The sequence below is a fragment of the Acinetobacter sp. VT 511 genome (genome assembly GCF_001077515.1).
GTDB lineage: Bacteria > Pseudomonadota > Gammaproteobacteria > Pseudomonadales > Moraxellaceae > Acinetobacter > Acinetobacter schindleri.
On record NZ_LFRE01000073.1, the window covers coordinates 56,692 to 78,998 of the forward strand.

Below are 22,307 nucleotides of genomic sequence, written 5' to 3' on the forward strand. Positions count from 1 at the left end.
TTTATGGGGAATAAAAAATATACGATCGGTAGCTGGAAGATTTATACAGAATTGTCATTTATTCGTTCGTATATCACATAAAGAATATCGTAATAAGTAAGTTGCAAAATTTGCTATAAAAATGAATTCTTAATCACTAAAAATAGCCTATATTAACCAGACTGAAATAACAAAAAGAGCTTGCAGTGGATTCGCAACAACGCCCGGTTATCTTTGGCAATATTCCTAGACTTCCCGCTAAATGGGCACTGATAATTATCCCTTTCATCCTGTCCTGCCTGATGAGCGGTATTATTTCTTTCATTAATATGCTGCGTACTTTGGGCTGGATTGAAGGTTTTATTTCATTATGGCTGCACAACTGGATGATTTCCTGGGCGTTCGCTTTTCCGATCGTGCTGCTATTGTTGCCATTCGTGCGTAAGCTCACTGGCTTATTGGTGGATATGAGTGGCTCACAACTACCGAAGTAGATTTATTGATTGCATACAACTCACGCGTTGATTGAGTTGATTTACCTGCCGATTTTGAAAAGTATACAGCTGGCCCGAATGATCAATTTTCAGGACTCTGGCTTGCACTAGAGCAAGCCGGAAGATCTCCAGCTTTTTGAGATTAAGCAGGACAAAAGGATTACCAAGATTGTTCTAGCAGGAACTACACATGACCTTGTACTGCTTAAAACACGCTTAAGGTTTCCTACGGTTCTTATCTGGCAAATAGAAACTTGGACGATAGCTCAATCCCTGAGATTTGAGCATAAGCTAAGAATCAAAGCACATATTCGACAATGGCCCGGATAATCCCCAATACCAGGCCGATAAAGGCCCCGACCACCACACCGTTGACCCGGATCATATGCAGATCGCCACCGACCTCATTTTCAATCTTGTCAATCATTTCACGTGAATCCCATTCATGAATCCGTTCACTGATAAAACGGATGACTTTCTCGCTGTATTGATCACTTAAGTCAACTGCCATATTACTCATACGGTTATTCAGTAATTCACGGACTGAACTGTTGGAAATGATATTTTCACCCACTTGCTGAATGGCAATACGTAGATTCTCTGCAATACCGGAATCTGCTTTTTCCAGATCTGCCTTGATCGCATCACAGAGAATCACCACGGCACCACTAATGAAGTTCAGTACCTGTGGGCTGTCCAGCAGGGCATCTTTGGCAGAATTTAGACGTTGACTGGCATCGCTATCATTGTCAGCCAGTTGCAGCATCAGCTGATGGGCAGACTCTTCAATCTTTAAGCGCCAAGGATGATCCGGATCTGCCAGCATGGCTTCGACGCGCTGAATTACCGAGTCGATACTGCGCTGTTGCACGTCAATCCCGATCCAGCTGGCACCCTTTGCCAATTTCCACACCCCCATTTCCTTAAACAGGGTACGGGTCAGTTCACGGGTCTGCTCCGGATGTGACGTCATCCAGGCATGTACCAGATCGAGACCACGTTGCAATACGTCCTGATGGAAGTCATTTTCCAGCACGGCACGTAGCATCTCACTGGCCAGATGATTGATCTGGGTGCTTTTCACCCATTGCACACTATTGCTCTGAATAAAGCCGGAAATCTGTTCCTGACCGACAAATTCAAAGATCCGTGGAGCAGTCTGCTGGATGACCTGAGTCACCTGACGGTTATTCTCCGGATTTGCCAGCCAGCGGCCTGCTGCCAGGCTCAGGTCGGTACTGGCCAGACTACGCTCCACAATCTGGGGAGACAGGAAGTTTTCCTGCACAAAGCGACCCATCGACTCGGCAATACGGGCCTTATTGCGTGGAATGATCTCGGTGTGGTCACGCAGAAACCTAGGAATGGGCAACTTGCCAAAAGGATTGCGGAACAGAACGGTAATTGCGTACCAGTCTGCCATTCCACCTACCACACCCGCTTCTGCAGACAGCATCAGGATATGGATCAACCATACATATTCTGGCATTAATTTGGCAGTGACCATCAGTGCCAGCCAGGTGACGACAGCCACAATTAAGGCAATGGTGGCAAAACGTTTACTGCGTTGCAGGCTCGGTGAACTGGTCTCTGTCTGCATAAAGACTCCTATTTAGTCATAGTCACGGGCTGTGGCTGCAGTATCTCACCTGTTGGGCTCAGACCATATTTAGCGCCGAGCGATTGTAGAATCAAGCGAGCATCGAAGGCATCTTTGGGTGCCTGTCCCTGTTTAAAGCATTCAATCGTATAGGCAATCTGTGCTGGCTCTAAAGTGACACGATATGGCATGTCATAGAAAGGATCAGGCCAATAAAATGGATGCCGACGATAATAGCCATAGGGATATGGCATGGGTGTGGGATAGACGATTGCTTCACGCGGAGGTCGTTGGGTACGGTTGCTTGGATCATCCAGCACCCGAAAGAACTGGAAACCATTCTGTATAGTCGTCTGGGCCGCCTTAACTAAGGTAATTTCTTCAGCTGTCCCAAAGCTCATGTTTGGACGCGCCTTGAAACTGATCCGGTAAGTCTGGGCATTGAGAGGTGTAGTACTGTACTGGCCGAGCTGATCAAAGGTCAGTGGTTTGGAAGGGGTCGTTGCACAGCCTGAAAGCAGGGCAGTGCTTGCAAATGCTAAGGCGATGATGGTCTTCTTCATCTTCGTTCTCCTGATGGGGTGATCCAGCGACAGCAGTACCTGAAAATACCTAAAAACTGCTATCCGGCTGGGTCAGGAAACTTAATTCTTCCTCGGTAGATTCACGGCCCAGAATCTGGTTGCGATGTGGGTAGCGTCCAAAGCGTTCGATAATGATTTTATGCTTGATTTCATATTCGAGATTAGACGGATTACCGAGGCGTTGAAATAGTTTGAAGGCATATTCATGAATCAGTCTGGATTCACTGTGCATGAACGGCATATATAAAAAAGCCCGCTGTTCCGGACTGAGCTGCTTGTCCAGATCCAGACTAATGGCTTCCTGTGCCAGAGCTAGAGCCAGGCTATCCTGGGCAAAAGCACGTGCAGTACCCCGAAAAATATTGCGAGAAAACTGGTCCAGAACAATGATTTCTGCCAGACGGCCTTCAGCAGTTTTACGCCAGGACCATAATTCAGCCTGACTTGCCTGTTCCAGAATTTCTGAAAATTGCTCAGTCAAACTTTGGTCGAAATGGTCGCTTTTGGCAAACCAGTTCGGCTGGGTTTCGGCACTAAACCAGAAGTCCAAAATATCTTGATAATTCATAAGGTTTACAATTCGTTAGCATTTATTCGTTAATAAAATCACAAATTTCACATGTCTTATAGAGAAAGTTTGTGTTAAAAATTTGCGGAATTAAAATCAATGATTTGCCTGAAAAGCAGGCAGGGTGTAATGTGCGGATCTAAAATCACGTTATACTCTTATAAAATGATGATTTTATATTAATAGTTTAGCCCATTAAGCGAGATTGTAATGAGTCAACCTGAATCGACCAGCCAAGCTGTATTACCAACTTGGGTGGATTCGTCGCTCATCAAGGGGATGCTGCGCGGAATTGAGCGAGAAAGCCTGCGTATGCAAGGTAATGGCTTTCTGTCGCAAAGGCCGCATCCTGTAGCACTAGGTTCAGCCCTGACTCATCCGCATATCACCACTGACTATTCTGAAGCTTTGATGGAGTTTATTACTCCGCCAAAAGACAGTATTCGTGGCGCTTTGGATTACCTGATGGATATCCATGCCATCGTACATCGCAAACTGGAAGATGAAGAAAAGCTGTGGCCGATGTCGATGCCATGCATGCTCGATAGCAGCGATGACAGCATTCCACTGGCGCAGTACGGTTCTTCCAATATTGGTTTATTCAAGACACTTTATCGTCGTGGTCTAGGTGTGCGCTATGGTCGCCGTATGCAGACCATTTCGGGCGTACATTATAATCTGTCTTTCCCGGATCATTTCTTCGAAGCGTTACAGGCCAACGAAAGTGACGCGTCACTGCGTAACTTAAGCCTGCAGGATTACCGTAGCCACCGTTATATGGGGCTGATCCGTAACTTTATCCGACTGACACCATTGGTGATGTTCCTGGTTGGTGCTAGCCCGGCAGTGTGCCAATGCTTTATGACCGGACGTGATCATCAACTGTTGCCACTTACTCGTGGCACCTTATATACCCCATATTCAACTGCATTGCGCATGGGCCGTTTTGGTTATCAGAACTCAGCCCAAAAGCAGCTCGGTATTCATTACAACAACTTGCAGGACTATCTGGAAGGTCTGCAAAAAGCAGTTAAAACACCATATAAACAATTTACCCGTCTGGGCCTTGAAGATGCAACAGGGCAACCCATCCAGATCAATGATCATGTGCTACAGATCGAAAATGAATACTACAGTCTGGTACGTCCAAAACAGGTGCCAGAAGCAGGTGAAACTCCATCACAGGCACTGGCAAATCGTGGTATTGGCTATGTGGAACTGCGTGCAGTGGATGTCAATCCATACAGCCCGATCGGGATTGATGAACATACCGCAGGCTTCCTGGAAGTAGTTGCACTGTACTGTTTATTGCAGGACAGCCCGGCACTGCTCAGCGATGAGCAGGACATCATCGAAAAGAATCAGGCTGAAGTGGTCAATCGTGGTCGTGCTCCGAATGCGGCTATTCTGGAAAATGGTCAAAAATATCTAATCGAAGACTGGTGTGCAGTTCATCTGGCGCGCATGCAGCCGCTGGCAGAATTATTGGATGCAGCATATGGCAATAATCTTTACACGACGGCCATGAAGACCATGCAAATCCGTGTTGATGAAGTCGATGCGACACTTTCTGCGCTTGTGGTGGGTGATATCCGTAAGCAGGGTGGCATGTGGCATTTCGGCCAGGTGCTGGCACAGCAGCATGCTGCGGTTTATCAAGCGCATCAGCTCAGTAAAAAAACCACTGCATATTTTGATGAATTATCACAAAAGTCCTTGCAGCAACAGCAGGAACTCGAGCAAGATAGCAGCATCAGGTTTGCTGAATATCTCGCTCAATTTCGATAAAAAACAAGAGGATCGACCATGAAATGGGGTTACCGCTTCGTGAGTGGTGCGTTATTTGCCGCATCCGTGATGGGGATGGCATTTGCATTATATCTAGAACATGTGCAGGGCCTTGAGCCTTGCCCGTTGTGTATTTTTCAGCGTATTGGCCTGATTGGTCTGGGGATTATTTCTTTCATTGCTTTCTTGCATAATCCGAAAGCAAATGGCATGAAACGCCTGTATGCCTTTTTAGGATCACTGAGTATTTTGTGGTCCGCAGGTGTAGCAGCACGTCATGTCTGGCTGCAAAACCTGCCGCCGGATAAAGTCCCAAGTTGTGGTCCGGGTCTGGATTACTGGCTGGAAACCTTGCCAATGAAGTCGGTGTTCCAGCAGGTACTCAGCGGTTCAGGTGAATGTGCCAAAGTGGACTGGACTTTTCTGGGGCAGTCTTTACCGGTCTGGTCACTGGTATTTTTCAGTATCTTGTTGCTGGTCAGTTTATGGCAGTTATTCCGTAAATATCAGACAGCGCCAGTCAAACGCCTAAGAGATAAATACTGATGCAAATAAAAGCCCTCATTTGAGGGTTTTTTTTATAACTGAATCAGGTCAGAGCAATGCCTTCAACACTTTCCAGATCCATCATATATTCATGGATCTGGTCAAAGACTTTGTCCTCCACACTCGGATAGAACCAGCGCACGATCTGTTCAGCCACTTGTGGGTGAAACCGGATTTCAAAATGGTTCAATCCATAGAAAATTGCTTTATGGGAGTCTGGAACTTTCAACTGAAAACGCGGGTTCGGATGCTCACCCAGTGCACTTTTGACACTGACCAGATAATCCCCAATCACATTGCGGGTGCGGTTATGCCGGTTTTCATATTCAATTGTACCGGCCACCAGATAGGTCTGGATATGTGATGGAATCGGTGCTGGCTTACGGTTATCATCCATCAGGCCAATCCTGACTTCATTATGTTCCCAGTCATCATCCCGAACACTGCCGTAGCGCAGATCCAGAATGCCATTACTGCGGATATTCACCACATGACCAATAATCTTTCCAAACGGGAAGCGTCCTAGTTTATCCTGCAGGCTAAAACCAAAGCGCTCTAATGCCGCGCCATGATGTGGTGAGCCGAGACAGACCAGATTGTCGACCATATTGACCCATTCATAGACATGCTGTTTGCCATAGAACAGGGCACTACGAGCGACTAATCCGCCCATACTGTGTCCGATCAGATCAATACTGGTAATGCCGGGATTGCGGGTGATCAAGTCATGCAGGGTATTGGCCAGACTACGGCCATTGGCGGAAATGCGGCGTCCGGAGTTATAGTTGAGATATAACATGGTATTGTTATCGCGCTGTGCCAGCAGCTTTTCACCAATGCCTTCATGCTTATGATTGGACCAGGTCAGATGATTCATACATAAGCCATGCACGAATATAGTAATCCGGCCAGTCAGTTCGCCTTGCTGCAATGAAGTATAGTGATCATAAACTACCATCGGCAATGCCATCGGATTTTGATGCTTGAGCAGATAGTCGCCAATGATGCCATTTAGCACACCAACCAGAAAATGCAGGCTCGGCGTCAGCGGCTTGTCATGCAGACGTGGGAATCTGGTAATAATACGGCGTAGTCCAGGGGCAACCATGGTATTGCCATAGTGAAACAACAGGTCATAGGAACGTTGATAGAGCCGGACAATGGCAGGCAGGTTCTGGATTTTTTCTGAATGACGTTCACTTAAACCAAAGAAACTATATAAGATTTCACGCTGGATAGTCTTGATCAGTTCTTGGGCAACATCATTAAACCGCATGGTAACAAGCTGAGCAAGTCCTTCCAGTACATCTGCCTGGGTAGGAGGAGTACGATCCCACTTGCAATAGGTTTCATGCAATGGCGTTAAGCTTGTCATCGGATCCGTTCCTTTCATCAATGCGAATATCTGAGACCTTTCTTTTTAAAGATGTTCGCGGTATAAATTCTTCTGAACTTTGATGTTTCTAATTTTTCTGGGAATATTCTTAAAATACCGAGGAACGTGAAAAACTGCGGTGTTTTTTGTCGGACAATTCACCAAAAACAGATTAGATAACGATGATCCATCTCTCATATATAAAATAGATTTTGATTAAAATATAGGCGCTTTTTATTAATAATTGATGAATGTCATTTACTTACACGGCTTTCGAAGCAGCGCTGCCTCGATCAAGGGCCAGCTGCTTCAGCAGTATTGCGAAAAAAATCCACAAATTCAGGTGCATTTGCCGGATCTGAACATGTCACCTGTGGAGACAATTCAGCACATGTCAGCGCTGATTGAGTCACTGGATCATGTAAGCTTGGTGGGCAGTAGCCTAGGGGGATTTTATGCAACACATCTGGTCGCCAAGCACAGTGTGCCGGCTGTACTGATCAATCCGGCCATGCGACCATGGCAGCTGTTCCGCGAACTGTTCGATGATGAGCTGCCGTTACAGGTGCATCCGAACTGGCGTCTGGATAATTCACATCTTGACCAGCTGGAAGGACTGGCACTGCCAACTGCACAAGATGCAGACAAAATACTGGTACTGTTACAACAAGGCGATGAAGTTTTGGATTATCGTGAAGCACATCGCTATTATAGTGCTGCTCATCCTCCGGCGATGCTAATGACTGAGGCCAATGGCAATCACGGGATGGATGATTTTGCGGAGAAAATTCCGCTGGTGTTACAGTTTTTATTGGACTGCATAAAAAAGGAAACCGAATAACGTGTCTCAATATACGGCTCAATCTCTTGAAGTTCTGTCTGGTCTGGACCCGGTCCGTCGTCGTCCGGGCATGTATACCGATACCACTCGTCCGAACCATCTGGCACAGGAAGTGATTGACAATGCTGTGGATGAGGCACTGGCCGGACATGCCAACAAAATTACCGTGACAGTCTATAAAGATGGCTCGTTATCAGTCGAAGACAATGGCCGTGGTATGCCGGTGGATATTCACCCGGAATATGGACAAAGCGGGATCGAAATCATCCTAACCAAGCTGCATGCCGGCGGTAAGTTTAGTACCGATAACTATCAGTTCTCTGGTGGTCTACACGGTGTAGGGATCTCGGTGGTAAATGCGTTGTCGACCCGTGTTGAAGTCGCAGTCCAGCGTCAGGGCAACCTGTACAAAATGGCCTTTGAAAATGGTGAGCCAACAGGTCCGCTAGAAGTCCTCGAAGGTAAAGCGCCAAAACGTGCGTCTGGGACTACGGTGCAATTCTGGCCAGAAGCCAAATACTTTGATTCACCAAAATTTGCTTTAAAAGCTTTAAAACATAATCTAAAAGCCAAAGCTGTTCTGGCCGCAGGTTTAGAAATCAATTATATCGATCAGATTAATGACGAAAAGATCACCTGGCAGTTTGAAAATGGTCTAGTCGACTATCTGATGGATGAGCTGGAAGACCGTGAGATCATTCCGGCACCAGCCTTTGTTGCAACGGGTGATGCCGAGCGTGCCAGTGCTGAATTTGCCATCTGCTGGAATGTGGAAGGTGGCGAAAGCATTCAGGAATCCTACGTCAACCTGATTCCAACTGCGCAGGGCGGTACCCATGTCAATGGTCTGCGTTCTGGCGTGACCGATGCGATGCGTGAGTTCTGTGAGCTACGTAATCTGCTACCGCGTAATATGAAGCTGTCTGCCGAAGATGTCTGGGATGGGGTGAACTACATCCTGTCACTGAAATTCCAGGAGCCACAATTCTCAGGTCAGACCAAAGAACGCCTGTCGAGCCGTGAAGCAGCAGGGATTGTGCAGAATATTGCCAAAGATGCTTTTGCCCTGTGGCTGAACCAGAATTCTGACATTGCCATGCAGCTGGCAGAAATGGCCATTTCCAAAGCAGGACGCCGTTTAAAAGCTGCGAAAAAAGTTGAGCGTAAGAAAATCGTTGCGGGTCCAACTTTGCCGGGGAAACTGTCGGATTGTGTAGGCCATGATCTGGACCAGTCAGAACTGTTTATTGTAGAAGGGGATTCTGCAGGCGGTTCAGCCAAGCAAGCACGTGATAAGAACTTCCAGGCCATCATGCCGATTCGAGGTAAGATTCTGAATACCTGGGAGGTCTCTTCTGATGAGGTGCTGGCGTCTCAGGAAGTACATAATATCGCGATTGCCATTGGGGTGGATCCGGGTTCGGATGACCTGTCTGAACTGCGCTATGGCAAGATTTGTATTCTAGCCGATGCCGACTCGGATGGTCTGCATATTGCAACCTTGCTGTGCGCACTGTTTGTGAAACATTTCCCGACGCTAGTCGAAGAAGGCCATCTATATGTCGCAATGCCGCCTTTATTCCGGATTGATGACAACAAAGACGTGCACTATGCTTTGGATGAAGACGAGCTAAATAGCATTCTGAAAAAATGCAAAACCAAGAATCCGCAAATTACTCGATTCAAAGGTTTGGGTGAGATGAATGCCAGCCAGTTACGTGAAACCACACTTGATCCAAACACACGTCGTCTAGTGCAACTGGACCTGGATGATGCCCATCATACCGCAGGTTTACTGGATAAATTGCTGGCGAAAAAACGTGCCAGTGACCGCAAAGACTGGTTAGAGCAAAAAGGTAATCTGGCAGATCTGGTGGTTTAAACTACCGATTTTAAGCAATCAAAAAATCCCGCCAGAGCGGGATTTTTTATGAATCAAGATTAGACATCGCATAAAGCACAGTTAACGCCGCGGCAATTATGTAAAACCGAGCTGCGTGCGCTATTTTTGTTGGTACCGGGTCCTTCTACCAGAGGCCCTGCAAGTTGTTCAGCACCTGAACCCGGACGCCATTTGCTTTTCATATTAATTTGCTGATGACCAGTAATCATCGGTTTAGCTAAAGTCTGCTGTTGGCAATAATTACATTCAATCGTATCGGTCGAGATACGGGCAATTGGAACCCGTTGTTCAAAAATTCCCTCGCAATGCTCACAGCGGAAATCATATAACGGCATTTCTGTACTCCTGTAGCATGAAGGCCTTAAATTAAAAAGACGAGTAGCCGAAAGTTTTAAGTTGGATGACTACCCGTTGCGAAGCTAAAACAACAATAAATTGTAAAACTAGCGTTTATGCCCCCAGAATTTGTCATCGTTCAGTGCACCCTGAGGAAGGATGTTCTGCTCGAAGATTGAAGTTGGCAGAGATACAGTACATGCACAGTTTGGAATATCCACGATACCGCCGATACGGCCTTCAACTGGTGCCGCAGTCAGTAACATATACGCCTGTGAGCCGGTAAAACCAAAATTCTCAAGGTATTTAATCGCTTTTAAACATGCCTGACGATAGGCCACAGTGGCATCCAGATAATGGTTTACGCCATCTTCAACACTGATGCCTTCAAAGGTCAGCCACTGGTCATAAGCCGGACGGACATTACTCGGCACAAAGATTGGAGAATCGATATTGTATTTTTCCATACCGCCCTTGATCAGATCGAAGCCCACACGGGTAACACCATCCATTTCGATCGCGCCACAGAAACCGATTTCACCATCTCCTTGCGAGAAGTGCAGATCGCCCATCGAGAAGCCAGCACCTTTCTGATAAACAGGGAAGTAAATACGGCTACCGGCTGCCAGGTCTTTAATGTCCGTATTTCCGCCATGTTCACGTGGTGGAACAGTGCGCGCAGCTTCTGCTGCCATACGGTCGAATTCGGCACCTGTTACGCCACGCAAAACGGCAGTACGCGGATCAGGTGGGTTGGCTTGGCCTTTAGGCACCAATAGTGCCTCACGACGGTTCCACTCTTTTAGCAGGTCATGTGAGGGTAAGGTTCCCATCAGGCCTGGGTGTTTGAGGCCGGCAATACGCACGCCCGGAATATGACGTGAAGTCGCAAATAAGCCTTTTAAATCCCAGATGGCTTTATCAGCTTCAGGGAAATAGTCAGCCAGGAAGCCACCACCATTTTCCTTGGCAAATACGCCAGAGAAACCGACATCTGAAATTGGCTGAATGTCGAGCAGGTCAATTACCAGCAAGTCACCTGGTTCAGCACCTTCTACATAGAAAGGTCCGGTCAATGGATGGGCACGGGTCAGGTCGACATTTTTGACATCAGAAATGTCATCGGTATCCTTAATCTGCGCATCCAGGAAATCCAGACTTTCAATCAGGATTTCTTCACCCGGTTTTACCGAAGTCAGAAATGGCAAATCCGGATGCCAGCGGTTATGTCCAATTTCCGCCTGTTCTGCCAGCGGAACCCCCGGTTTAATTTTAATATGTTGCATGTTTTATCCCCTGTGTTGAGGTCGAATAAAGCTAGTTTTTGATGTTATTGCCCGTGTCATCCATGATGAACAGCGGATCTTCGATCACGCTTTCAACAGGAACTGACTGAACCTGGATCGTTTTGCCGTCATAATCAATGATGATTTGACCGGCTTCTGGATGCTGAATAAAAAACCTGGCGAGTTGTGGCTCAACCAGAACCCGAAAGCGGCGACTCAAGCCTCGTGCACCGAAGCGAACATCGTGTCCGGTAGATAGAAACTGAGTTGCAGCGGGTGTAAGTTCAACCGTGCGGCTCTGCTTACAGAGTCGCTGATTCAGTTTCTCGATTTCCAGGCTGACCAGTGTTGGCACAAAATTAGCTTCTACCGCTTCATAATTCAGAATGCGTTCAATACGATTCAGAAACTCTGGATCAAATTTCTTGTACAGGGCGCGTTCGGTAATCTGGCTGTCATCCAGTTTGGCCAGTCGGGCCAGTTTTTGAATAGGCTTTGGAAGCTTGGCCAGCTGTCTTAAGCGTGCCTGAGCATCTTTGGCGCCGACGTTACTGGTCATAAAGATCATACAGTTTTTGAAATCCAATACTTTGGTACCCGCGGTCAGCCTTAAGGTTCCGGTTTCCAGAACGTTGAGCAGACCGCGAATGACTTCGGTACTGGCTTTTTCAATTTCATCAAACAGCACAATACCTGGCTTGGAAAAACTGCCCTGAATATGGGCTTCATCAAACAGGGTATTGCCTTCTTTAGAGCCGACATAGCCTGGAGGGGCACCTGTCAGTGCCGCAGCATAATGTTCCTGTGCCAGTGTGTTCATGTCGATCCGGCAGAATGCATCGGGCTTGCCATGGATTGCCTCAGCAATCAGCCGAACCGTTTCAGTTTTCCCCACACCCGTCGGTCCTAGCATCAATGTGACTGCCAGTGGCCGGGTGGGAGCATTAAAATCTGCCTTGACGGTTAAGAGCATGTTTTCAATTTCATCCAGTGCGGCACGCTGCCCAATGATATGACCACGGACATGCTGCATGACTTTTTCAGGATCAAAGCTAAAGCGAGAGGTACGTGCAATACGTTCTTTGCTCTGCATCTCATAACGCTGTTTGGCCAGGGTTTCCTGATTGGCACTGATGCGGTCGCTGGCAAATGTCATATCGAATACCTCCTCTCAGACCAAACTTAAGATGCTTCTTTTTCTAAGCCTTCATGTGGCAGATTGCCGATTGGGCATTCTGCAACACCGATGGTAGAGCGGGTAATTTTTTCCACGTTCTCTTGCGCTTTTTGAGCATCCAGAACCCAGGTTTTGTAGAAGTCGAATGGACAGTCCGCAACGCCTTTATCGCCGTCACCATTGTTATAGACACCGGTATAGCCGCGGTGCAGTAATTTAAATAAATGGTTTTGTGACTGGTCGTATTTACGTGCATCACGAATTTCATGCAGTGACAATTGCGCGTATTGGATGCCGTTTTCTTCTGTACCACATTCACCCAAGGTACGGCCGTCGAAGCCGACTACTGCTGAGTGACCGAAGTAGGTGTAGACCCCATCAAAACCGGTACAGTTGGCAACAGCAACATAAACGTTATTTGCCCATGCCATGCATTTCGCCATATTGATCTGCTGATCTGCAGCCGGGTACATATAGCCTTGGCAACGCACGACCAGTTCAGCGCCTTTCATGGCACAGTCACGCCAGATTTCTGGATAGTTACCGTCATCACAGATGATCAGTGACATCTTGATGCCCTTCGGTCCTTCAGTCACATAAGTGGTATCACCTGGGCACCAGCCTTCAATCGGGCACCATGGAATAATCTTGCGGTATTTCTGAACGATTTCGCCCTTGTTATTAATCAGGATCAAAGTGTTATAAGGCACCTTGTTTGGATGTTCCTCATGTTGTTCACCGGTAATCGAGAACACGCCCCAGACGTTGGCTTCAATACAGGCTTGTGAGAAAATCGCGGTTTCATCGCCTGGAATGGTGGCAGCGGTTGCCATCATCTCGTCATGGTCGTACATAATGCCCATGGTGCTGTATTCGGGAAAAACAATCAGGTCCATACCCGGTATACCCTGTTTGATTCCTTTCAACATTTCAGCAATTTTTTTTGCGTTCTTAAGCACTTCCGCTTTAGTGTGCAAACGAGGAATTTTGTAGTTTACAACTGCCACACCTACTGTATCTGGGCTGCTTGAGATATCACCGTGACGCATTCAAATTTCTCCAACTCTTTTATCGATTCAACTTTATGATTCGAGTGTCGCGTGAAATGCGTTACAGCAAAATACGTTGAATTGCGTATATGGAGGCGTAGACTGAAAGGAATTTTTAAATGTGAATAATCAAATAAAATATTAAAATTAGCTGCCGATTAATTAAGTGAAATAGAAATTAAAAATCCCCCGACGAATCGGGGGAGGTGGAGAAAAATTACAGCCAGATTAAACAGACAGATATTTACTGATGGTGGTCTCATCAACATTTTCACGGACATTTTCATAAGCAAAGCGACCTTTGTCGATCACCAGGAAGCGATCTGCCATCGCCATGGTGAAACTCAGTACCTGCTCAGAAACCACAATGGTCAGATCACGCTGATCCCGAATTTCTTTCAGAGTTCTGGCAATGTCCTTGATGATAGAGGGCTGAATCCCTTCCGTTGGTTCATCTAGCAGCAGTACTTTAGGATTAGTCGCTAAGGCACGAGCAATTGCTAATTGCTGTTGTTGCCCACCCGATAAGTTTCCGCCTTTACGTTTGCGCATATCCCAAAGCACAGGAAACAGCTCATACAGGTCATCCGGTACTTTGCCATGGGCAGAAGCCGGTAAACCGGTCTGGATATTTTCCAGCACCGACATGGTGGAGAAAATCATCCGGCCTTGTGGCACATAAGCCACACCGTTTTCTACACGCTGGTAAGGATCCAGTTTTTCCAGATTCTTGCCATCCAGCTTGATTTCACCTTTGGTATTTTTAATATCACCAATCAGGGTTTTAAACAGGGTGGTTTTACCCATGCCGTTACGGCCCATGATCGCTACAATTTCCTTCGGCTGGATCTTCAGTTCCAGGTCGTGAATCACCTGACTTTGTTTATATCCTGAACACAAAGCATTAATTTCTAATAATCCGCTCATAGTGGCCTCCTTAGTGTCCCAGATAAACTTCAATCACTTTTGGATCATTTTGTACATCGTCCATTTTTCCTGCTGCCAAAATTTTACCCTGGTGCAATACCGTGACTTTGTCCGCAATGGTTTTGACGAATTCCATATCATGTTCAATCACAAGTACAGAACGTCCTTTACTGATTTCCCGTAATAATTGGGCTGTCTGCTCACGCTCTGACACACTCATCCCCGCAACAGGTTCATCTAACATGAGTAGTTCAGGATCTTGCATCAGCAACATACCGATTTCTAGCCATTGTTTTTGACCGTGAGAGAGCAGGCCTGCCGAGGTATCCAGCAGGTCAGTCAGGAAAATCTTGCCAGCAACTTCACGAATACGCTCATCGACATCTTTGGTACGTCTGAAGAACAGTGCACCAAAGACATTACGGCCACGCGGGAAGGACATTTCCAGGTTGTCATAGACCGACAGATTTTCATAAATATTCGGGTTCTGGAATTTACGCCCAACCCCTTTACGGACAATGTCGAACTCTTTCAGTTTGGTCAGTTCAATATCATTAAACTTGATCGTGCCTGACGTTGCTTTGGTCTTGCCGCAGATCAGATCCAGCACTGTGGTTTTGCCGGCTCCATTGGGACCGATCACCACATGGACTTCGTTTTTATCCAGATAGAAGTTGAGATCACTGACTGCCTTGAAACCGTCGAAGGACACGGTGAGATCTTCAATGACCAGAACTGGTTTATTCATTTCTACGCCGACTTTATTCATTTCACACCTCCTTCCACAATTGGATCGATCGTTTTATCCGGATCACTACTTGGCGGTGGCGAAGTGCTGTCGATCGGTTTCTTTTTCAGGAACAATGGACGGACATATTTTTCATACAGACCCGCTAAGCCATTTGGTAAGAACATGACCACACCGATGAACAATGCACCGAGGAAGTACAGCCATATTTCAGGGAAGGCTTCAGAGAAGTAAGTTTTACCCAGGTTCACCAGAACAGCACCATACACTGCCCCAATCAGTGACAGACGACCACCGACTGCAGCCAGAATGACCATTTCAATCGAAGGTACGATGCCGATAATCGTTGGTGACATGAAGCCGACTTGCAGGGTAAACATCGCACCACCAATAGATGACACCACAGCTGCGAAACAGAAAATGAATACTTTGTACATGGCCACGTCATAGCCAGAGAAACGTACACGTTCTTCTTTGTCACGCATCGCAGAAAGTAGACGTCCGAGTTTAGAACTGAGGACAAAACGGCTGATCATGATCACTGCAATGAGCAGCAGGGCATTGATGTAGTACAGGACATATTTGGCTTCATCGGTACGGATATCCCAGCCATGCAGGGTTTTCAGGTCTGTAATCCCGTTAATGCCGCCAGTGAAACCTTGTTGACCAATAATCAGAATGGTCAGGATCGCTACAATGGCTTGCATGATGATCGAGAAGTACACATCACCGACACGACGGGTAAACATCGCGAAACCGATAATGAAGGCAAGCAAGATTGGAATGATGATGATGGCAAACAAAGTAAACCCGAAGCTATGGAAAGGTTCCCAAAAGCCTGGCAAGCTGGTGATCTGGTTCCAGTCCATAAAGTCTGGAATTCCTGGCGTGGTTTGCGCTGCTGTAGATTGCATGTCTGAAGCTTCAAGTTTCAGGAACATGGCCATGCAGTAGCCGCCAATGCCAAAGAAAATCCCTTGACCTAAACTTAAGATACCACCGTGTCCCCAGCACAGAACCAGGCCGATTGCGACAAAAGCAAAAGTCAAATATTTACCCATCAGATTCAGACGGAAAATATCCAGGAACATTGGCATGACTAGCAGGATCAGTACGGCAAGAATCACCAGACCAATCGCACCTTCTTTACCGCCTAAAAAGGCATTCATTAGATTCTTCATAATATCTCTCCTGAATCCCTATTTACGTACTTTGATTGAGAAGAGACCCTGAGGACGCAGCATCAGGATGATGATGACTGTAGCTAGTGTCAGGACTTTAGCGACAGAACCAGAAAGGAAGAATTCCAGGATAGATTGTGCCTGCGCGATACTGAATGCAGAGGCAACAGTGCCAAGCAAGCTTGCAGCACCGCCGAAGACCACGACTAAGAATGTATCAACGATATACAGCGAACCGGCTGTTGGACCAGTAGAACCGATGGTTGTGAAAGCTGCACCGGCAATACCTGCAAGCCCACAACCCAAGGCAAAGGTTAAGCTATCAACACGTTTGGTATTGATCCCGACAGCACCACTCATAAAGCGGTTCTGGTTGGTTGCACGAAGCTGTAAACCCCAGCGTGAACGGTAAATCAGAAAGTAGACAAATGCAGTGACACAGAGGGTAACGCCCACCAAGAACAAACCATTGATAGGAATATCGATGGCTTCCGTCGGTTGGTAAGAACCCATTAACCAGTCAGGTAAAGTCGGGCTGACTTCCTTAGGGCCGAAAATAGAACGGAACAACTGCTGCATGATGAGGCTCAAGCCCCATGTTGCAAGAAGTGTATCGAGTGGCCGTTGATAGAGCCGGCTGATCATGAGCCGTTCCACCATGTAACCGATAATGCCTGCTGTGAGGAAGGCTGCAATGATTGCAATCAGGAAATAGTAAGGTAGGAGTTGAGGGAAAAAACTTTCAGTCAGTGTGGAAATGAAAAATGTCGTATATGCACCAATGGTCAGAAACTCCCCATGTGCCATGTTAATTACGCCCATTTGCCCAAAGATAATTGCAAGGCCGAGCGCCATCAATAACAGCACACAGAACACAGAGAGACCATTAAAGCCTTGCATGGCAAATATTGCACCGAATTCTGCAAATGATAGATCCATCGCATCATCCTCCAAGCTTTAAAAAATTGTGTGGAATAAAAAGATCAGGAGAATGGCTTCCCCTGATCATGTGGCTGTTAACTCAGTAACCTTTAGGGAATGGGTTTGGTTTGATTAGACCTTTAGACTCGTAAACAACCTTGAACTGACCATTTGGTTGCACTTGACCAATACGTGATTTGCTCCATAAATGGTGGTTCGGGTCAATTTTCACATAGCCTTCAGGCGCGTTTTTCATTTCTAGGCCTTTAGATGCTGCAGTCACTTTCGCGACATCGAAGCTACCGGCTTTTTCAACTGCTGCTTTCCATAACCATGGACCTAGGTAGGCTGCTTGTGTTACGTCACCTACCACCGCTTTAGGACCATATTTCGCTTTAAAGGCTTTTACGAATGCAGCATTATTGGGGTTATTCAGGCTTTGGAAATATTTCATTGAAGAGTAGAAGCCCTTCATATTTTCGCCGCCAATCCCCAGCAATTCATCTTCAGTCACTGAAAGGGTAAGCAGTGTCTGTTTGTCGCCTGTTACACCCGCAGCTTTCATTTGTTTGTAGAAGGATACGTTCGAACCGCCCACAACTGCTGCAAAGATGGCATCTGGTTTACGCAGTTTGGTTTTGTTGATGAGGGAGCCGAATTGTGTATGGCCCAATGGATAGTATTCTTCGCCGACCACTTTGCCTTTCAGTACTTTCTCGATGTGGGTACGGGCAATTTTCATGGTGGTGCGCGGCCAGATGTAATCAGAACCAATCAGATAGAAGGTTTTGGCTTTTTTCTCTTTTGCTAGCCAGTTCAGTGCTTCAAGTACCTGTTGAGTTGCTTCCTGACCGGTGTAGATCACGTTTTTAGATTGTTCTAAGCCTTCATAGAAGGTTGGGTAGTAAAGTAGAGAGTTGTTGCGTTCAATAATCGGCAATACGGCTTTACGAGAGGCTGAAGTCCAGCAACCGAAAATTGCAGCAACACGGTCTTTTTCAGACAATTTACGTGCTTTTTCGGCAAAAGTTGGCCAGTCAGATGCACCATCTTCCTGAATAATTTTGATCTGTCGGCCGAGAACACCGCCCTGTTTATTAATCTGTTCAATTGCCAGACGTTCTGCCTGGATTGAACCAGTTTCAGAAATCGCCATGGTGCCGGTTGCTGAATGTAGCTGACCCACATACACAAACTTGTCATCGACTTTAAGTTTGGTGGTATTGACCTTTGCTGTTGCAGGAGCGCTGGCATTGGTTAGTACTGGTGCCAGCAGGAATGGAACAGCAAGTAAACCTGCCAGTAATCCAGATGTCTTTACTTTTGATTTCAAGCTCATGTCGGGCTCCCCTATAGAATTTGATGTGCTGGTGCGCTTAATCATTGGTTTGCGCTTGGTATGGAACTAAGCCTAAGGGGAGTTAAAAAATGAGCATATACGTCACTTTACGTATATACCGTTTAGCTGAATTATTTTTAGATACTAATAGGCTGGGCATAGTTATTGCTTTTAAGAGCAGATATTTAGCTTTATTTGATCTGTATGGACCCAACAGCGAATACCAGTCAGGCACCGCAGCGCGTCATTCATACCCGGCGTAAATACAATACCTGGGTGGTCGATGAAAGTATTGAGGATTACGCCCTGCGCTATGCCCCTAAATCCGTCCGGAAATGGTCACTATGGACAGTGACCAACACGGCGCTTGCGGCCGTCAGTTTCCTGGCAATGGAGGCACTTGGAGCAACCATGCTCTGGCAGTACGGTTTCAGTAATGCTTTCTGGGCACTGGTGGTTGTGGCGATTATCATTTTCCTGACCAGCTGGCCGATTGGTTATTATGCTGCCCGTTATAATGTCGATATTGATTTACTGACCCGTGGTGCCGGATTTGGCTATATTGGCTCCTCCATTACCTCGGTCATTTATGCCAGTTTCACCTTTATCTTTCTCGCCTTTGAAGCCGCTATCATGGCGCTGGCATTGGAGCTAGGCTTAGGGATACCCCTGAGTATTGGCTACCTGATTTCAGCACTGGTGATTTTGCCATTGGTGGTCAAAGGCATTGGCTTCATCAATAAGGTGCAGGCTATCACCCAACCACTCTGGTTATTTCTGCTTTTATTACCATGGTGCTTTGTCTTGGTGAAGCAACCTGATTTGATCAGCAATCTTGCATTGATTGAGGGCGCAAAAAGCCAGAGCGCTGCCTTTAATCTGTCTTTTTTTGGTGCATCCTGCACGGTGCTCTTTGCCTTGATCACCCAGATCGGAGAACAGGCGGATTATCTGCGGTTTTTACCCGATAAAAAACATATTCAGCGTAAATGGAATTGGGCAGTCTTTTTAGGTGGACCAGCTTGGATTCTAGGCGGATTTATCAAGATATTCATGGGTATGCTACTTATGGCGCTGGCAATGCAGTATCTGGTTGCCGATTCCGAACTGAGTAACCCCAATTATCTGTACTGGATTGCCTATCAACAGGTGGTCAATCATCCCGGCATCGCTTTATTTCTGACTGTTCTATTTGTCTGCGTCGCTCAGATCAAGATTAATGTTACCAATGCCTATGCAGGGTCATTGGCTTGGTCGAACTTTTTTGCGCGTCTGACACATAGCCATCCAGGGCGCGTAGTCTGGCTGGTATTCAATATCTTTATCGCTTTGCTGTTGATGGAGCTAGGGGTAATCCATGCGGTGGAGCGTGTACTTGGCTTATATAGTAATGTGGCCCTTGCTTGGATTGGTGCCATTGTTGCGGATCTGGTGATCTGTAAACCACTGGGACTGAGTCCAAAAGGAATTGAATTTCGACGGGCCTATTTATATGACATTAATCCGGTTGGAGTCGGTAGCCTGATCATTGCATCGGTCTTATCCATGCTGTGTTACTGGGGAGTTTTTGGAGAGATTGCCCGGTCCTTGGCCGGCTTTATTGCACTCGGTACGTCGATGTTATGTGTACCGCTAATTGCCTGGTTTACCAAAGGTAAATATTACTTGGCACGTCAAGAAAAGCCTGAGCTGGAACTGGTCGAAACCCAAACCTGTGTAGTCTGTGAGCATGATTATGAAACTGCAGACATGGCCAGTTGTCCAGCCTATAGCAGTCAGATCTGTTCTCTGTGCTGCACGCTTGAAGCACGTTGTCATGACCTGTGTAAGCCGCATGCACGCTGGTCTTCACAGCTCAGAGTTTTTGCAGCCTGGTTCCTGCCGAAATACTGGGTACAACATATTAATACCCGATTGAGTCTGTATATCCTGCTGATTTTCGTCTTAGGCGTGGTGCTGGCAGTCAGTCTGAGCCTGATTTATTTACAGGAGTCTGCCAGCCTGGGTGCTTTGTCACAGCAGCAGGATGCGCTGACAATGCTGTTCGTCAAAATCTATGCCGTACTGTTCCTGCTACTGTGTGTGGCCGCCTGGTGGTTAGTACTGAATGATGAAAGTCGACGTCAGGCACAGCTGGAAAGTAATACCCAGACTCAACTGCTGATAGATGAGATTGAAGCGCATAAAGTTACCGATCGCCAGTTGCAGGATGCCCGCATTCAGGCTGAAAAGGCCAATGAAGCCAAAAGCCGCTATGTGATTGGCATCAGTCATGAATTACGAACACCGTTGAACAGTATTCTCGGTTATAGCCAGCTACTGCAGAAACAGGAAAAACTGTCTGAACAGGGCGAATCTGCCCTGGGTGTGATTAGCCGGAGCGGTCAGCATCTGACTTCTCTAATTGATGGTCTGCTGGATTTGGCACGGATTGAAACTGGTAAGATTTCTTTGGAAAATTCCAATATCGACCTGCCAAAATTTCTTAAACAGATCGTGCATATATTCGAGCCACAGTTTGCCCAAAAGCAGCTGAAGTTTGATGTGGAGATCAGTAGCAAGATTCCACAGTATGTCCGTATTGATAAAAAACGTCTGGAACAGATACTGATTAATCTGTTGGGTAATGCTTTGAAATTTACCCTGGAGGGGGGAGTCAAATTTAAGGTCGATTACCGTTTTCAGACTGCTTATTTTGAAATTCAGGATACCGGTTGTGGGATTGCTGAGTCGGATGTTGAGCGGATCTTCCAGCCTTTTGAACGTGGCCGTAATGTAGTACAGGGCAGCTTTGCCGGCACGGGTTTAGGGCTGCCAATCGTGAAGCTTCTGGTCGATATTCTTGGTGGCGAGCTGACCCTGAGTAGCCAGTTAAAACAGGGTTCAGTGTTTAAAATAAAACTGTATTTACCTTCTAAATCCCTGATCCATCCGATCGCGGATGTTGCCTCTAATACCGTGACCGGTTATACCGGAGAACGCCGTAAAATACTGGTTGTTGATAATGAAGCAACCGACCGTGGCCTGGTTCTGAATTTCCTGAAACCACTGGGTTTTATTTTAGAAGAGGCAGAATCAGGTTTAGCCTGTTTGCGTCAGGTTCCAGAATTTAATCCTGATCTGATTTTGATGGATTTAAGTATGCCTTTACTGGGCGGTTGGGAAACGGCGAAATTGCTGCGCCAGAATAAAATCACCAATGTACCGATTATTATTATTTCCGCAGATGCTAATGAGCGGATGATTAATCCGGAAACGGATGTATTGAATGAAGACTTTTTAGTAAAGCCGGTCGATCTCAATTTATTATTAAACAAGATTGGCGATAAGCTGGGCTTAAGCTGGCTTCATCAGCATGAGCAGCAGACAGAACAAGAACAGCCTTCTGATCAGAAAGCACAGATCTCCACGCTGGTGGTTGAAAGCGAAAATGAATTGAACCCATCCATTTCATTGTTGAATGTGGCAGAGGTGGTCATTCAGTTGGAACAGTATTTAAGTATTGGTTTTATCCGGGGGGCAAAAGATGTCCTGCATGAATGTGGCCAGCACTTTGAACAATATAACGATATATGGCATCAGATTGAGCAGGATTTAAAACAATTTGATTTTAAAAGAGCAATTCAGCGACTTCATGAGCATGCAGATGTGCTGAAGTAGGGGTA

The 22,307-nt window shown here is 46.5% G+C and carries 19 protein-coding genes; 6 read left to right on the forward strand and 13 right to left on the reverse strand.

Features of this window, described 5'->3' with window-relative positions; all coding sequences use genetic code 11:
• Positions 1 to 185 precede the first annotated feature (185 nt).
• Complete coding sequence (locus ACS72_RS11075) at positions 186 to 473, forward strand: DUF2798 domain-containing protein (RefSeq protein ID WP_048882148.1); 288 nt, start codon at positions 186 to 188, stop codon at positions 471 to 473.
• 298 nt (positions 474 to 771) lie between these two features.
• Here ACS72_RS11075 and ACS72_RS11080 read toward each other — a convergent pair whose 3' ends face one another.
• The 3 genes from ACS72_RS11080 to ACS72_RS11090 are packed head-to-tail and all read right to left on the reverse strand — an operon-like array spanning position 772 to position 3,225.
• Positions 772 to 2,073, reverse strand: coding sequence for a DUF445 domain-containing protein (locus tag ACS72_RS11080; RefSeq protein ID WP_048882149.1), 1,302 nt, complete (start codon positions 2,071 to 2,073; stop codon positions 772 to 774).
• A gap of 8 nt (positions 2,074 to 2,081) precedes the next feature.
• Positions 2,082 to 2,636 carry a hypothetical protein gene (locus ACS72_RS11085; RefSeq protein ID WP_048882150.1) on the reverse strand — a complete coding sequence of 185 codons (555 nt, stop codon included), beginning with the start codon at positions 2,634 to 2,636 and terminating at the stop codon, positions 2,082 to 2,084.
• A 49-nt stretch (positions 2,637 to 2,685) separates the two neighbouring features.
• Positions 2,686 to 3,225, reverse strand: coding sequence for a DUF924 family protein (locus tag ACS72_RS11090; protein WP_004813851.1), 540 nt, complete (start codon positions 3,223 to 3,225; stop codon positions 2,686 to 2,688).
• A 210-nt stretch (positions 3,226 to 3,435) separates the two neighbouring features.
• Between ACS72_RS11090 and gshA the strand changes: the two genes are divergently transcribed.
• Together gshA and ACS72_RS11100 are read left to right on the forward strand one after the other, a co-directional pair.
• A complete protein-coding gene (gshA, locus tag ACS72_RS11095; RefSeq protein ID WP_048882151.1) occupies positions 3,436 to 5,013 on the forward strand; it encodes a glutamate--cysteine ligase in 1,578 nt (525 codons plus the stop codon).
• A gap of 18 nt (positions 5,014 to 5,031) precedes the next feature.
• On the forward strand, positions 5,032 to 5,559 hold the full coding sequence (locus ACS72_RS11100; RefSeq protein WP_008305837.1) for a disulfide bond formation protein B: 528 nt from the start codon (positions 5,032 to 5,034) through the stop codon (positions 5,557 to 5,559).
• A 43-nt stretch (positions 5,560 to 5,602) separates the two neighbouring features.
• Here ACS72_RS11100 and ACS72_RS11105 read toward each other — a convergent pair whose 3' ends face one another.
• Positions 5,603 to 6,934 carry a hypothetical protein gene (locus tag ACS72_RS11105; RefSeq protein WP_008305835.1) on the reverse strand — a complete coding sequence of 444 codons (1,332 nt, stop codon included), beginning with the start codon at positions 6,932 to 6,934 and terminating at the stop codon, positions 5,603 to 5,605.
• A gap of 247 nt (positions 6,935 to 7,181) precedes the next feature.
• Here ACS72_RS11105 and ACS72_RS11110 point away from each other — a divergent pair, with 247 nt between their 5' ends.
• Both ACS72_RS11110 and parE read left to right on the forward strand, forming a co-directional pair.
• Positions 7,182 to 7,775, forward strand: a complete 594-nt coding sequence (locus ACS72_RS11110) for a YqiA/YcfP family alpha/beta fold hydrolase (RefSeq protein ID WP_048882152.1) — start codon at positions 7,182 to 7,184, stop codon at positions 7,773 to 7,775.
• A 1-nt stretch (position 7,776) separates the two neighbouring features.
• Complete coding sequence (gene parE, locus ACS72_RS11115; RefSeq protein ID WP_048882153.1) at positions 7,777 to 9,657, forward strand: DNA topoisomerase IV subunit B; 1,881 nt, start codon at positions 7,777 to 7,779, stop codon at positions 9,655 to 9,657.
• A 59-nt stretch (positions 9,658 to 9,716) separates the two neighbouring features.
• On the opposite strand, the gene ACS72_RS11120 is transcribed toward parE, so the two are convergent.
• The 9 genes from ACS72_RS11120 to urtA form a co-directional block, all read right to left on the reverse strand.
• Complete coding sequence (locus ACS72_RS11120; RefSeq protein ID WP_008305829.1) at positions 9,717 to 10,013, reverse strand: FmdB family zinc ribbon protein; 297 nt, start codon at positions 10,011 to 10,013, stop codon at positions 9,717 to 9,719.
• A 108-nt stretch (positions 10,014 to 10,121) separates the two neighbouring features.
• On the reverse strand, positions 10,122 to 11,300 hold the full coding sequence (gene fmdA, locus ACS72_RS11125) for a formamidase (RefSeq protein WP_001163819.1): 1,179 nt from the start codon (positions 11,298 to 11,300) through the stop codon (positions 10,122 to 10,124).
• A gap of 31 nt (positions 11,301 to 11,331) precedes the next feature.
• Positions 11,332 to 12,456, reverse strand: coding sequence for an AAA family ATPase (locus tag ACS72_RS11130; RefSeq protein ID WP_048882154.1), 1,125 nt, complete (start codon positions 12,454 to 12,456; stop codon positions 11,332 to 11,334).
• Between the two features lie 26 nt (positions 12,457 to 12,482).
• Positions 12,483 to 13,526 carry an aliphatic amidase gene (locus tag ACS72_RS11135; RefSeq protein ID WP_004777704.1) on the reverse strand — a complete coding sequence of 348 codons (1,044 nt, stop codon included), beginning with the start codon at positions 13,524 to 13,526 and terminating at the stop codon, positions 12,483 to 12,485.
• Positions 13,527 to 13,754: 228 nt separating this feature from the next.
• Positions 13,755 to 14,453 (reverse strand): urea ABC transporter ATP-binding subunit UrtE, encoded by a 699-nt coding sequence (gene urtE, locus ACS72_RS11140; protein ID WP_004756673.1) that lies wholly within the window; start codon positions 14,451 to 14,453, stop codon positions 13,755 to 13,757.
• Between the two features lie 10 nt (positions 14,454 to 14,463).
• Positions 14,464 to 15,222, reverse strand: coding sequence for an urea ABC transporter ATP-binding protein UrtD (gene urtD / locus ACS72_RS11145; RefSeq protein WP_048882155.1), 759 nt, complete (start codon positions 15,220 to 15,222; stop codon positions 14,464 to 14,466).
• Positions 15,219 to 16,382, reverse strand: coding sequence for an urea ABC transporter permease subunit UrtC (gene urtC, locus ACS72_RS11150; RefSeq protein ID WP_048882156.1), 1,164 nt, complete (start codon positions 16,380 to 16,382; stop codon positions 15,219 to 15,221). Before urtC ends, urtD begins: the two co-directional genes overlap by 4 nt.
• A gap of 18 nt (positions 16,383 to 16,400) precedes the next feature.
• Positions 16,401 to 17,321, reverse strand: coding sequence for an urea ABC transporter permease subunit UrtB (gene urtB, locus ACS72_RS11155; RefSeq protein ID WP_000365952.1), 921 nt, complete (start codon positions 17,319 to 17,321; stop codon positions 16,401 to 16,403).
• Between the two features lie 82 nt (positions 17,322 to 17,403).
• Positions 17,404 to 18,642 carry an urea ABC transporter substrate-binding protein gene (gene urtA / locus ACS72_RS11160; protein ID WP_048882157.1) on the reverse strand — a complete coding sequence of 413 codons (1,239 nt, stop codon included), beginning with the start codon at positions 18,640 to 18,642 and terminating at the stop codon, positions 17,404 to 17,406.
• 204 nt (positions 18,643 to 18,846) lie between these two features.
• Between urtA and ACS72_RS11165 the strand changes: the two genes are divergently transcribed.
• Positions 18,847 to 22,302: an ATP-binding protein gene (locus ACS72_RS11165; RefSeq protein ID WP_048882158.1), complete on the forward strand. Its 3,456-nt coding sequence runs from the start codon at positions 18,847 to 18,849 to the stop codon at positions 22,300 to 22,302.
• Positions 22,303 to 22,307: the final 5 nt, after the last annotated feature.